The organism is Helicobacter pylori (genome assembly GCF_017594925.1).
Lineage (GTDB): Bacteria > Campylobacterota > Campylobacteria > Campylobacterales > Helicobacteraceae > Helicobacter > Helicobacter pylori_DP.
The window spans coordinates 1-12490 of record NZ_JAALNT010000011.1 but is presented as its reverse complement, the minus strand read 5'-3'; the positions used below and the strand labels follow the sequence as shown (position 1 = coordinate 12490).

The window sequence follows — 12490 nt, the reverse complement described above, 5'->3', positions numbered from 1 at the left end:
ATATCCATGCCTTTGAAAAGCTAACATGCTACCCAAAAAATCTAAAATATTGTAAGCCTAGCTTTGGCATTCTAAAAAAAGTTCCGTATCGCTCTTAAAGCGTTCTTTTTTAAAATCCAAATCAATACTGATGGCTTTATGCTGGCTGTCTAATTTATCGGTTGAATGCTTTTTTAACACCATTTGACACTTTTGAATTTCAATGGCATCTAAAGCCTTATCCCCTATCGCCCCTATCGTATAAAAATCATCGCTCTTTTTTTCTAAGAGAAAGGATTCATAAAAAGGCCTTAAACTCAAATCGCTGTTATTGGTGGTATAAACATACGAAGAAATTTTGCCCTTAAATTGCGCGATTTGCGTTTTAGTGTCATTAAAAGTGAAAGTTTGGATCTGGCGATCTTTGTCGTTTTGATCTTTTAAAAAACGCTTCAAGGCTTTGGATTTGATTTCTATCAGCCATTGATCCCCTTTTTTACTCATAACAATATCCCCGTCCTTTAGGGGGTAGAAATTTTGTTGGGAATATTCAATGAGTTTTGGATCTTTTGTTTTTCTTTTTGGTTTGTAAAGGAACGGGTTTTTTGCATCGTTATTGGCAGCGTTGTTGTTAGACTCATTTTGGTTTAAGGGCGGGTTTTTTGCATCGTTATCGCTTGGCTCATTCAACAAAATCACAGAAGTTTCAGGGTTAAAAGAATCGTTTTCATCTTTAGTTAGTTGGAAAAAAGCATTTCTTTCCTCTATAGGCTGATACACCATGTTTTGTAAAAAAATCGTTTCGCTAAAGACTTCATAATCCGAATCCACATAGCTAGGGCGTTTAGAGCCGTCATTTTCTTGCTCTTGGGCTTTTTTTTGCAACTTAATAAACCTCTCTTGCGAGCAAGCTAAAAAGCATATTAAAATCATTATTACCACGCTTATTTTTTTGACTAAAAACAATGCCAGACCCTTATTTAAGCTTTAAATAACTATAATATTGTAATCTAATTTTGATTAAATTGAAGCGATAAAAAAGATGAACACAAGCCATAAAACTTTAAAAACCATTGCGATTTTAGGCCAGCCTAATGTGGGGAAAAGCTCGTTATTTAACCGCCTAGCTAGAGAAAGGATCGCTATCACTTCAGATTTTGCAGGCACTACACGAGACATTAACAAACGAAAAATCGCATTGAATGGCCATGAAGTGGAATTGCTAGATACAGGGGGCATGGCTAAAGACGCTCTTTTGTCTAAAGAAATCAAAGCCCTTAATTTAAAAGCCGCTCAAATGAGCGATTTGATTTTATATGTTGTGGATGGCAAGTCTATCCCTAGCGATGAAGACATCAAGCTTTTTAGAGAGGTTTTTAAAACCAACCCTAACTGCTTTTTAGTGATCAATAAGATTGATAACGACAAAGAAAAAGAGCGAGCTTATGCGTTTTCTTCTTTTGGCATTCCCAAGAGTTTTAATATCTCCGTTTCGCACAATAGGGGCATTAGCGCGTTAATTGATGCGGTATTGAACGCGCTGAATTTAAACCAAATCATAGAGCAAGATTTGGATGCGGATATTTTAGAAAGCCTAGAAACCCCTAATAACGCTTTAGAAGAAAATAAAGAAGAAGAAATCATTCAAGTAGGCATCATTGGGAGGGTGAATGTGGGCAAAAGCTCGCTCTTAAACGCGCTCACAAAAAAAGAAAGGAGTCTTGTCTCTAGCGTGGCTGGCACGACCATTGACCCCATAGATGAAACTATTCTCATAGGCGATCAAAAAATCTGCTTCGTGGATACCGCTGGCATCAGGCATAGGGGTAAAATCTTAGGCATTGAAAAATACGCCCTAGAACGCACGCAAAAAGCCTTAGAAAAATCCCACATCGCGCTTTTAGTTTTAGACGTGAGCGCTCCTTTTGTGGAATTGGACGAAAAGATCAGCTCTTTAGCGGATAAACACTCTTTAGGCATCATTCTCATTTTAAACAAATGGGACATCCGCTACGCCCCTTATGAAGAGATCATGGCGACTTTAAAAAGGAAATTCCGTTTTTTAGAATACGCCCCCGTTATCACAACCAGCTGCTTAAAAGCGCGCCATATAGATGAAATCAAGCATAAAATCATAGAAGTCTATGAGTGTTTTTCCAAACGCATTCCCACGAGCTTGCTCAATAGCGTGATCAATCAAGCCACCCAAAAACACCCCTTGCCAAGCGATGGCGGGAAATTAGTGAAAGTGTATTACGCCACGCAATTTGCCACCAAACCCCCTCAAATCTCTCTTGTCATGAATCGCCCTAAAGCCTTGCATTTCAGTTACAAACGCTATTTGATTAACACCTTAAGGAAAGAATTTAATTTTTTAGGCACGCCTTTAATCCTTAACGCTAAAGATAAAAAGAGTGCTCAACAGAATTAAGTTTTTTATGCATGAAACCCCCTTAAAAAAGCGTTTTTGCTTGATTTATCTTTAGGATTTGATTATAATTACCGCTCAATCAGCTAGGCTAAGCGTTTAGATCGCTTGGTTTTAGCATCTAAGAAAAGGGGTTATCCACATGAACAAAGCGGAATTTATTGATTTGGTTAAAGAAGCGGGCAAATACAACAGCAAAAGAGAAGCCGAAGAAGCGATCAGTGCCTTTACTCTAGCGGTAGAAACGGCTTTAAGCAAGGGTGAAAGCGTGGAATTGATTGGTTTTGGCAAATTTGAGACCGCAGAGCAAAAAGGCAAAGAAGGTAAAGTGCCAGGAAGCGATAAAACTTATAAAACTGAAGACAAACGAGTTCCTAAATTCAAACCCGGCAAAATCCTTAAACAAAAAGTTGAAGAAGGCAAATAAATCTGATCCACTCAGCAAGGGGCTTATCAATAAAGTTTCTTGCTTTCTTATGTCCTTGTAGCTCAGCTGGATAGAGCGTATGATTCCTAATCGTAAGGTCGTGGGTTCGAATCCCGCCAAGGACACCATTCGCACTATTTTTACTATCATAGGAATTTAAAAAAATTTTATTTTATTTCCAATCTTATTTAAAAAATATTCAAAGCATTTTTTATAATTAAAAAGATCTTTCAAAAAACAAGCCATAACCTCTTAAAAAAGCACTCTTTGGAGGTTTTTAGTTGTGGGTTGTAGGGGGAGAATTTTCAAAATGCCCCCTATCCTAATTAAGAAATGGGTTTAAAAATCAAACTTAAAAAATGGGTTTTATCATCAAATAAAACCTTAAAACAATACAATCAAGCCATTAAAATCCCCCTTTTTTAAAAAATTGAGTGATCCCTATTAAAAATTTAAGAAAGCCAAAAACAGATCATAACCCCCTAGATCTTAAATTAAAACCCACTAGCCTTATAAGATTAGTGAGAATATCCGCATGACAAATCCCTTCAAAAATGATATAATAGACTTGATGAACTCATTTTAAGGAAAATGCCCATGCGTTTGCACACTGCCTTTTTTGGTATTAATTCGTTACTTGTCGCCACTCTTTTGATAAGCGGTTGCAGTCTTTTTAAAAAGCGTAACACTAACGCTCAGTTAATCCCCCCTTCAGCTAACGGCTTGCAAGCCCCCATTTATCCCCCAACCAATTTCACCCCTAGAAAGAGCGTTCAGCCTCTTCCAAGCCCACGCTTTGAGAATAACAATCAGCCCATTATTAGCTCTAATCCCACTAACGCTATCCCTAACACCCCCATTCTCACGCCTAATAATGTCATTGAATTGAACGCAGTGGGCATGGGCGTGGCTCCAGAATCCACCATTTCGCCCTCTCAAGCCCTAGCTTTGGCCAAGCGGGCGGCTATCGTTGATGGCTACCGCCAATTGGGTGAAAAAATGTATGGTATTAGGGTGAACGCTCAAGACACCGTCAAAGACATGGTTTTACAAAATTCCGTGATTAAAACGAGAGTCAATGCCCTCATTCGTAACGCTGAAATCACTGAGACCATCTATAAAGACGGCTTGTGTCAAGTGAGCATGGAGCTTAAATTAGACGGCAGGATTTGGTATCGTATTTTGAGCGGAGCGAGAGGATAAACCCTCTTACTCTATAATCATGCGGTATTTTAAAAACGCTTTTTTATTATTTTTCATGACGCTTTTTTTTGTCTCTTGCTCTAAGCACCCTTTTTCTAAGCAAACCCCCAAAACTAGGGAGCAGATCAGACAAGAAGAAGCCAATAAAAAAAGAGAAGAGACTTTGAATGCCTTGCGCCAATTCAGGCTTATTTATATTAACACACCGGTTTTTCGCTTTTATGATTACGGCACGATTAAAACCGATAAAGACCATAATATTGAAGTAACCCTTTACAAGCTCAGCCAAAGAGTGGGCGATATTTATATGACTAAACGAAACATTTGTTTTAGCCAAAAATGTTCGGCTAAATGGATTGCTGCAAGGGATTTGTTTGGTAAGGTGAGCTATGGGGATTTGTTTGATGACATTGTTTTAGGGAGGGATATTTTTAAAGGCTTAGGGAAACGCCACCTAACCCCTGAATACGTGATCCAAAGGTTTCAAAAAAGCGGGGAAATTATCCTTTATGAAAGAAAAAATGGCCTGATTTCTTTCCAGAATTTGACTCAAAAAATTGCTATTAGGATTGAACCCTATGAGCCTTCTTTGCAAGATTTAGAAGATAATGAAAACGCTGATAGCGAGCTTCAATGAAAAACTTTTCCCCACTTTGTTGTTTTAAAAAGCTCAAAAAACGCCATTTAATCGCTTTGAGCTTGCCTTTGCTTTCTTATGCCAATGGCTTTAAAATCCAAGAGCAAAGCCTGAATGGCACGGCTTTAGGCTCGGCGTATGTCGCTGGGGCTAGGGGGGCTGATGCTTCCTTTTATAACCCGGCGAATATGGGCTTTACTAACGATTGGGGTGAAAACAGAAGCGAATTTGAAATGACCACCACCGTGATCAATATCCCAGCCTTTAGCTTTAAAGTCCCTACGACTAATCAAGGCTTGTATTCGGTTACGAGTTTAGAAATTGATAAAAACCAACAAAATATTTTAGGCATCATCAACACTATAGGGCTTGGCAATATCCTTAAAGTGCTTGGCAATACGGCTGCTACCAATGGTTTATCACAAGCAATCAGTCGTGTTCAAGGGCTAATGAATCTAACCAATCAAAAAGTCGTAACCCTCGCTTCAAATCCTGATTCTCAAATCGTGAATGGCTGGACGGGCACGACTAATTTTGTTTTACCCAAATTCTTTTATAAAACGCGCACGCATAACGGCTTCACTTTTGGGGGGAGTTTTACCGCTCCTAGCGGGTTAGGCATGAAATGGAATGGTAAGGGGGGGGAATTTTTGCATGATGTGTTTATCATGATGGTAGAGCTTGCCCCTAGCATGAGTTATACTATTAATAAGCGCTTTTCAGTGGGTGTAGGCTTAAGGGGGCTTTATGCGACCGGGAGCTTTAATAACACCGTTTATGTGCCTTTAGAGGGCGCTTCGGTTTTGAGCGCGGAGCAAATTTTAAACTTACCCAACAATGTTTTTGCCGATCAAGTGCCAAGTAATATGATGACTTTATTAGGCAATATTGGCTACCAACCAGCGCTTAATTGCCAAAAAGCCGGTGGGGATATGAGCGATCAAAGCTGTCAAGAGTTTTACAACGGCTTGAAAAAAATCATGGGTTATAGCGGTTTAATCAAAGCGAGCGCTAATCTTTATGGCACGACTCAAGTCGTGCAAAAATCTAACGGGCAAGGCGTATCAGGGGGGTATAGAGTGGGTTCGAGCTTGCGTGTGTTTGATCATGGCATGTTTTCTGTGGTGTATAATTCTTCAGTTACCTTTAACATGAAGGGCGGTTTGGTAGCTATCACAGAGCTTGGCCCTTCTTTAGGGAGCGTTTTGACTAAAGGCAGCTTGAATATCAATGTTTCACTCCCCCAAACTTTAAGCTTAGCCTACGCCCACCAATTTTTTAAAGATCGCCTAAGGGTTGAAGGGGTGTTTGAGCGCACCTTTTGGAGTCAAGGGAATAAATTTTTAGTCACCCCTGATTTTGCGAACGCCACTTACAAGGGCTTAAGCGGGACGGTGGCTTCACTAGACTCTGAGACACTTAAAAAAATGGTAGGCCTAGCGAATTTTAAAAGCGTGATGAACATGGGGGCTGGCTGGAGGGACACCAACACCTTTAGATTAGGGGTAACTTACATGGGCAAAAGCTTGCGTTTAATGGGTGCTATTGATTATGACCAAGCCCCAAGCCCCCAAGACGCGATAGGTATCCCGGACTCTAATGGCTATACCGTGGCTTTTGGGACTAAATACAATTTTAGGGGCTTTGATTTGGGCGTAGCGGGAAGTTTCACTTTTAAGAGCAACCGCTCCAGTTTGTATCAATCCCCAAGTATTGGGCAATTGAGAATCTTTAGCGCCTCTTTGGGCTATCGCTGGTAAAACATGCCAAATCATCAAAACATGCTAGATAACCAAACGATTTTAATCACCGGAGGCACTGGGAGTTTTGGCAAACGCTTTGTTCGTAAGGTCTTAGACACCACCAACGCTAAAAAAATCATCGTTTATAGCCGAGACGAATTAAAACAAAGCGAAATGGCCATGGAATTTAACGATCCTAGGATGCGTTTTTTTATCGGCGATGTCAGGGATTTAGAACGCTTGAATTACGCTTTAGAGGGCGTGGATATTTGTATCCATGCAGCCGCGCTCAAGCATGTCCCTATCGCTGAATACAACCCCCTAGAATGCATTAAAACCAATATCATGGGAGCGAGCAATGTGATTAACGCATGCCTAAAAAATGAAGTGAGCCAGGTCATCGCTTTAAGCACCGATAAAGCCGCTAACCCCATTAACCTCTACGGCGCGACGAAATTGTGCAGCGACAAGCTCTTTGTGAGTGCGAATAACTTTAAAGGCTCTTCTCAAACGCAATTTAGCGTGGTGCGTTATGGTAATGTGGTGGGGAGTCGTGGGAGCGTGGTGCCGTTTTTTAAAAAATTAGTCCAAAACAAAGCGAGTGAAATCCCCATTACCGATATCCGCATGACACGATTTTGGATCACCTTAGATGAGGGGGTTTCTTTTGTGCTTAAAAGCTTGAAAAGAATGCATGGGGGGGAAATTTTTGTGCCTAAAATCCCTAGCATGAAAATGACCGATCTCGCTAAAGCCCTAGCCCCCAATACCCCTACTAAAATCATAGGGATTCGCCCGGGCGAAAAACTCCATGAAGTGATGATCCCTAAAGATGAAAGCCATTTGGCCCTAGAATTTGAAGACTTTTTTATTATTCAGCCCACCATAAGCTTCCAAACGCCTAAAGATTACACGCTCACCAGACTCCACGAAAAAGGCCAAAAAGTCGCCCCCGATTTTGAATACAGCAGCCATAATAATAACCAATGGCTAGAGCCTGATGATTTGTTAAAATTATTATGAATTTTTTGGAAGATTTATTTTACCCCTTAAGGTTATTAGAAAACAAGCGTGTTTTATTGCTCGTGAGTGGCTCTATTGCGGCGTATAAATCCCTAGAATTAACGCGCTTGTTGTTTAAAAGCGGGGCTAGTATCCAAGTGGTGATGAGTAAGGGTGCGAAAAAATTTGTTACGCCCTTAAGCTTTGAAGCTTTGAGCCATCATAAAGTCCTGCATGATTATAATGAAAAATGGTATTACAACCACCAAAACAAATTACACCACAACCACATCGCATGCGCTGCTAATGCTGATTTACTCATCTTTGCCCCTTTAAGCGCTAACAGCTTGTCTAAAATCGCTCACGCTTTAGCGGATAATACCATCAGCGCGACTTTTTTAGCTTGCGCTTCCCCTAAAATACTAGCCCCCAGCATGAACACTAACATGCTTAATTCCCCTATCGTTCAAAGCCATTTAAAACGCTTGAAAGATACCAACCACATTATTTTAGACACTAAAAACGGCCTTTTAGCATGCGATACTAGAGGTAATGGGGCGATGGCTGAGCCTTTAGAAATCCTTTTTAAAGCCGCTCAAACGCTCTTAAAAGACGCTTATTTTGAAAACAGAGAAGTCATAGTCATGGGCGGTGCGAGCGTGGAAAAGATTGACAGCGTTAGAGTCATCAGCAATCTTTCTAGCGGGATTCAAGCGAGCGCGTTGGCTCTAGCGTTATATTTTAAGGGAGCCAAAGTAACTTTGATTGCATCAAGCTTCCCCACTCCTTTGCCTAAAGGAATCGCAAACGTTTCCGTTAGCGACACCGCTTCTTATGAAAACGCCTTAAATAACGCCGCTAAAAACCTGCAAAAGCATGCCTTAAAACCCCTACTCTTCAATTTAGCCGCCATTAGCGATTATTTGCCTAAAATTTCTTTTAACCATAAGCTTAAAAAAAGCGAATTGGGCGAAACCCTAAACGTTGAATGCGTTCAAAATAAGGATTTACTGGCTTCTATCAATCCTAATCAATTCGTTAAAATCGGTTTTAAAGCTGAAGACGATCAACAAAACGCTATGAAAAACGCTCAAAATCTTTTAAAACCTTTTCAAGATAACGGCAAGGATTGCTCCATGGTTGCTTTGAATCTCATTAAAGATTCACGCCCTTTTGGTTCATTAGAAAATGAATTGTGGCTTTTTAGCCATAAAAAAACCCAAAAAATCCCTTCTATGAACAAATTAGAAGCGAGCTTTAAAATCCTTGATTTTATCAAAGACAACGCCCTTTAATGCTAGAAGCCCTAAACGCCCTAAACCAGCTTAACGCCCTTCATTCCAAAAACGCCGCACACCATTTTAACGCCACTTTACCCATTCTTTTAAAGGTTTTAGAAAAACAAGATAAAGATCTTTTTCTTTTGCAAGTGGGTAATAAAATTATCCCCACCAAAAGCGAACAGGAATTGAAAATCAATCAGCCTTATTTTGCGACTATGCAAAGAAATCAGCTGGGCGATATTGTGCTTAAAAATTTAGTGCCTGCCCCAAAAATCTTAGACGCATTAAACGATTTGCCCGCTATTGAAATGAAACAAATCAAAGAAATATTGAGCGCCAAAGACAACACCCCCTTAAAAGAATACAAAGAGTTTTTGAGCGAAAAATTAGTCCATGCTAAAAATTCGCAAGAGTTTTTGAATACGGCCAACATGCTTTTAAGCTTGCAATCGCAGGTTTTAAGCTTTGTGGTTGAAAACGAACGCAAAAAAGCTTTTTTGCAGATGAAAGCCAAAAAACAAAGCGTTGATTTTTACGCTCTGTATCCTAACTTGGGCGAAATTGGCGGCGTTATTTACTTGAAAGAAAAAGAGAAACAGCTTTTTTTAAAAACCACCCTCCAAAGGACCAAAGAGATTTTAAAAGAGGCTCAAAACACCCTTTTAGGCTTTTCTTTTGTGGAGATTGTGTGCGAAAAAACCCCCATGCTTTTTGCCTTTGAAGAGCGCTTATTGGACACGATAGGGTAGAAAACTAAAACTTGATTTTTTAAAAAACGCTTTTTGTGGAATTTTAGAATCCCTCACGCATTGTTTAAAAGTTTTCCAACCGCTAAGGCTTTATCTTTGGCTTGCGTGATCGCGCTAATGACGGCGATACCCCCATATTCGCGCAATTTTGAAGCGTTATGCATCGTGATGCCCCCAATCGCTACAAGGGGTTTTTTTACCCCACTATCTCGTATTTTTTTCAAAAGCTCTACGCCTACAACTTGTTTGTCTTTTTTAGATGGTGTGGGGAAAATAGGGCCTACCCCTAAATAGGCTACGCCATCTAAATGGTGCGCTTTTAGGGCTTGCTCTAAAGTGTTAACGCTCAAACCGATAAAAAGGCGCTTTTGGCATAAAGTTATTACCTCTTCTATGGCCATGTCTTCTTGCCCCACATGCACGCCATCAGCCTTTAATTCTAGCGCGAGTCGCACCTCATCATTAATAATAAAAGGCGCGCCGTATTTTTGGCATAATTTTTGACACTCTAGGGCTAATTGTTTGATTTGAGTAGGATCTTGTAAGGCTAAATCGCCTTTTTGGCGGAATTGAAACGCTGTGATTTGAGATTGTAAAGCTAATTCTAAAGTCTCTAAAAGCGCGTTTATCCTATCGCCTTTTATATGGTAGAAGTCTTGCGAACCAGCCACAAACATGAGTTTCAAACAATTCGCATCAAACAAGCTTTTTGATACTCCATAAATTCAAAGGCCCATGCCCATGCCCAATGTTTAAGGGGTTTTGAATGATAATAGTTAAAAGCTCTTTAGCCTTTGTGATAGCGTTTTTTAAATCCAGCCCTTGAGCGAGTAAGCCCACAATCAAGCTAGATAGAGTGCAACCCGTGCCATGCGTGTTTTTGGTGTTAAAGCGCTTGGCGTTTAGGATAAATTCAATATCTTCTAAAAACACCCAATCGTTGCTAAATTCCCCTTGAAAACGCTCTGTATGACCCCCTTTAATCACAGCGTTTTTAACGCCTAAATCCCTTAAAACGCCCATCGCTTTTGAAGCGCTTTTATCGTCTCGCACTTGAACGCCTGTGAGCGCATAAACTTCAGGGAGGTTAGGGGTTAGTAAATTGGTTTTAGGTAAAAGGCGTTTTTTTAAGCTTAAAATCGCCTCTTCTTCTAAAAGCAAAGCCCCATTTTTTGCCACCATGACTGGATCTAAAACGCACAACCCAAAATCGCAAGTTTCTAAAGTGTCCGCCACGCATTCAATGATTTGATTATTGCATAACGCCCCCATTTTGAACGCTTTGATAGAAAAATCATCTCTAATGGCTAAGATTTGCGCTTTTACGCTCTCAACGCTCAATGGATAAACCCCATGCACGCCCTGTGTGTTTTGCGCGGTGATGCAAGTGATCACGCTTGTCCCAAACACGCCCAAAGTTTGGAACGCTTTCAAATCGGCCTGTATCCCAGCGCCCCCACCGCTATCGCTACCAGCAATGCTTAAAACTTGCGGATAAATTTTCACAACTCTTCCTTAATAAGGCTATTTTCTAACTTTATGGGCAAGCTTAGAGCGTCTAAAAAATAAAACAAGAACGAACCATTAGAGCCGTTATTTTCTAACACTTTTTTTTGCACATTAAAAGCGGCTTGTTTATAGAAAGCGCAAAGTTGCACCATAGAATCTAGGGGGTCTTTTTTCAAACCTAAAAAGCTCGCGCACGCTGCGGTATGCAAACACCCAGCCCCAGTAATCACCGCTAAATACTCGCTCCCCCCAGTAATACTAAAAACTTTTTTCCCATCGCTCACGTAATCTATTTTACCCGTCATTACCGCTATCACGGAATATTTTTGAGCCGCTCGTTTGATTATTTCTACAGGAGTGTTGGCATCATGAGAGTCTAGCCCCTTACTTTCGCAAGAAATACCCACTAAAGAGCCTAATTCTGCAGCATTGCCCCTAAGCGCGCTAATCCCACCACTTTTCAAAAGCTCTAAACTCGTGTCATGGCGCAAAGCGCTCGCTGAACACCCCACAGGATCTAACACGATGGGTTTATCCAAAGCCTTGTAATGTTTGATCGCCTCTTTAGCGCATAAAATGGTGCGATCATTAAGGGTGCCAATATTGATAGCGAGCGCGTCAGAAATTTTCGCTAAATCGGACATTTCAGCAATGGCATCGCTCATTAAAGGCGATGCCCCTAAGGCTAATAAACCATTAGCCACAAATTGCGCCACCACATAATTGGTGATATTATGCACTAAAGGGCGTTTTTGGCGTAATTCTTTTAACATCACAAGCCTCCTTAAACTTTCTTTTATTTTACAAAAAATCCATTAAACGGCGCTTTTTTTGAAATTTAATGCAAAAGCGTTCAACAATGAACTATTTTTCATTAACCTCATCTTTTTTAACCCCATTTTTCTTAAATACAGCGCTAGTGAGATCACAAAAGCGGTGGAAAAAGCGAGAAAGGCTTGCAGCGACTTTTTCTTTCACCTCTTGATAGCGCGAATTTTTGTCAAATCTGGAGGGTTTTTCTTCAATGATTTCAGGGAATTTTGTCCCGCTGAAATTGATTTCACCCCCCTTAAAGGCATGCTGCATGAACGAATAGGCTTTTTCTTCATTCAAGCGGTTTTCTTCTATGATATTTTGGAATTCCTCTTCTCTTTTTTGGTGGATATAATCTTGAAAATGTGCATGGACTTCTTGGTCTTTGTTGTATTTGTCAATGAAACCCATGATCAAATCTCTTTTATTCCTTAATTCTATGCTGGAGTTAAGGATCGGCTCTATTTGGGTTTTAACGCCTTGAATTTCCACCCCATGCTCTTTAGCGAATTTTTCAATCAAATTCAAAATATAGTCAATATTGACTTCCACTTGCTTAATGAGTTCAACTTCAAAAATCAAATCGTCGTTAATCTCTTCTTTATCCCTCCCTTTTTCTGATCTCATTTCATCGTAAAAATCAAGGTATTTGCTTTGATAGTCTTGAAAATCCCTGGGATTGATGTAATCGTCTTTGTTGAAATTTTCAAAGCTGTTT

Annotated in this window: 13 protein-coding genes and 1 tRNA gene; 9 read left to right on the top strand and 5 right to left on the bottom strand. The window is 40.2% G+C overall.

Annotated elements, in window-relative coordinates; translation table 11 throughout:
• Positions 1 to 57: 57 nt before the first annotated feature.
• Positions 58 to 945 (bottom strand): hypothetical protein, encoded by an 888-nt coding sequence (locus G6069_RS05080; RefSeq protein ID WP_197293576.1) that lies wholly within the window; start codon positions 943 to 945, stop codon positions 58 to 60.
• Positions 946 to 1021: 76 nt separating this feature from the next.
• Between G6069_RS05080 and der the strand changes: the two genes are divergently transcribed.
• The 9 genes from der to G6069_RS05035 all read left to right on the top strand — a co-directional run bounded on the left by der (position 1022) and on the right by G6069_RS05035 (position 9450).
• Complete coding sequence (gene der / locus G6069_RS05075) at positions 1022 to 2410, top strand: ribosome biogenesis GTPase Der (protein WP_197293575.1); 1389 nt, start codon at positions 1022 to 1024, stop codon at positions 2408 to 2410.
• Positions 2411 to 2549: 139 nt separating this feature from the next.
• Entirely contained in the window at positions 2550 to 2834 is a 285-nt protein-coding gene (locus G6069_RS05070) for an HU family DNA-binding protein (protein WP_001029077.1), read from the top strand.
• A gap of 51 nt (positions 2835 to 2885) precedes the next feature.
• A tRNA-Arg gene (locus G6069_RS05065) sits at positions 2886 to 2962 on the top strand.
• Positions 2963 to 3431: 469 nt separating this feature from the next.
• On the top strand, positions 3432 to 4037 hold the full coding sequence (locus G6069_RS05060) for an LPP20 family lipoprotein (RefSeq protein WP_050839938.1): 606 nt from the start codon (positions 3432 to 3434) through the stop codon (positions 4035 to 4037).
• Between the two features lie 19 nt (positions 4038 to 4056).
• Positions 4057 to 4674, top strand: a complete 618-nt coding sequence (locus G6069_RS05055; protein WP_001268507.1) for an HP0838 family lipoprotein — start codon at positions 4057 to 4059, stop codon at positions 4672 to 4674.
• Positions 4671 to 6434, top strand: a complete 1764-nt coding sequence (locus tag G6069_RS05050) for an OmpP1/FadL family transporter (RefSeq protein ID WP_197293574.1) — start codon at positions 4671 to 4673, stop codon at positions 6432 to 6434. The genes G6069_RS05055 and G6069_RS05050 overlap by 4 nt, the downstream gene beginning before the upstream one ends.
• 21 nt (positions 6435 to 6455) lie before the next feature.
• Complete coding sequence (gene pseB / locus G6069_RS05045) at positions 6456 to 7439, top strand: UDP-N-acetylglucosamine 4,6-dehydratase (inverting) (RefSeq protein ID WP_014533428.1); 984 nt, start codon at positions 6456 to 6458, stop codon at positions 7437 to 7439.
• On the top strand, positions 7436 to 8713 hold the full coding sequence (coaBC, locus tag G6069_RS05040; RefSeq protein ID WP_197293573.1) for a bifunctional phosphopantothenoylcysteine decarboxylase/phosphopantothenate--cysteine ligase CoaBC: 1278 nt from the start codon (positions 7436 to 7438) through the stop codon (positions 8711 to 8713). Before pseB ends, coaBC begins: the two co-directional genes overlap by 4 nt.
• Positions 8713 to 9450 (top strand): hypothetical protein, encoded by a 738-nt coding sequence (locus G6069_RS05035; RefSeq protein WP_197293572.1) that lies wholly within the window; start codon positions 8713 to 8715, stop codon positions 9448 to 9450. Before coaBC ends, G6069_RS05035 begins: the two co-directional genes overlap by 1 nt.
• A gap of 53 nt (positions 9451 to 9503) precedes the next feature.
• Here G6069_RS05035 and thiE read toward each other — a convergent pair whose 3' ends face one another.
• The 4 genes from thiE to G6069_RS05015 all read right to left on the bottom strand — a co-directional run.
• Positions 9504 to 10154 (bottom strand): thiamine phosphate synthase, encoded by a 651-nt coding sequence (gene thiE, locus G6069_RS05030; RefSeq protein WP_197293571.1) that lies wholly within the window; start codon positions 10152 to 10154, stop codon positions 9504 to 9506.
• Positions 10147 to 10956, bottom strand: coding sequence for a bifunctional hydroxymethylpyrimidine kinase/phosphomethylpyrimidine kinase (gene thiD, locus G6069_RS05025; RefSeq protein ID WP_197293570.1), 810 nt, complete (start codon positions 10954 to 10956; stop codon positions 10147 to 10149). The genes thiE and thiD overlap by 8 nt, the downstream gene beginning before the upstream one ends.
• Positions 10953 to 11732, bottom strand: coding sequence for a hydroxyethylthiazole kinase (gene thiM / locus G6069_RS05020; RefSeq protein ID WP_197293569.1), 780 nt, complete (start codon positions 11730 to 11732; stop codon positions 10953 to 10955). Before thiM ends, thiD begins: the two co-directional genes overlap by 4 nt.
• Positions 11733 to 11823: 91 nt before the next feature.
• Positions 11824 to 12490 (bottom strand): type I restriction endonuclease subunit R, EcoR124 family (locus G6069_RS05015; RefSeq protein ID WP_414735855.1); only part of this gene is annotated, 667 nt, incomplete at its 5' end.

What these genes read in the sequence shown, in the direction of transcription:
- G6069_RS05050 (WP_197293574.1), top strand. Translation starts at nt 4,671, where the DNA reads ATGAAAAACTTTTCCCCACTTTGTTGTTTTAAAAAGCTCAAAAAACGC.
- coaBC (WP_197293573.1), top strand. Translation starts at nt 7,436, where the DNA reads ATGAATTTTTTGGAAGATTTATTTTACCCCTTAAGGTTATTAGAAAAC.
- der (WP_197293575.1), top strand. Translation starts at nt 1,022, where the DNA reads ATGAACACAAGCCATAAAACTTTAAAAACCATTGCGATTTTAGGCCAG.
- pseB (WP_014533428.1), top strand. Translation starts at nt 6,456, where the DNA reads ATGCTAGATAACCAAACGATTTTAATCACCGGAGGCACTGGGAGTTTT.
- G6069_RS05070 (WP_001029077.1), top strand. Translation starts at nt 2,550, where the DNA reads ATGAACAAAGCGGAATTTATTGATTTGGTTAAAGAAGCGGGCAAATAC.
- G6069_RS05035 (WP_197293572.1), top strand. Translation starts at nt 8,713, where the DNA reads ATGCTAGAAGCCCTAAACGCCCTAAACCAGCTTAACGCCCTTCATTCC.
- thiM (WP_197293569.1), bottom strand. Translation starts at nt 11,732, where the DNA reads ATGTTAAAAGAATTACGCCAAAAACGCCCTTTAGTGCATAATATCACC.
- G6069_RS05055 (WP_001268507.1), top strand. Translation starts at nt 4,057, where the DNA reads ATGCGGTATTTTAAAAACGCTTTTTTATTATTTTTCATGACGCTTTTT.
- G6069_RS05060 (WP_050839938.1), top strand. Translation starts at nt 3,432, where the DNA reads ATGCGTTTGCACACTGCCTTTTTTGGTATTAATTCGTTACTTGTCGCC.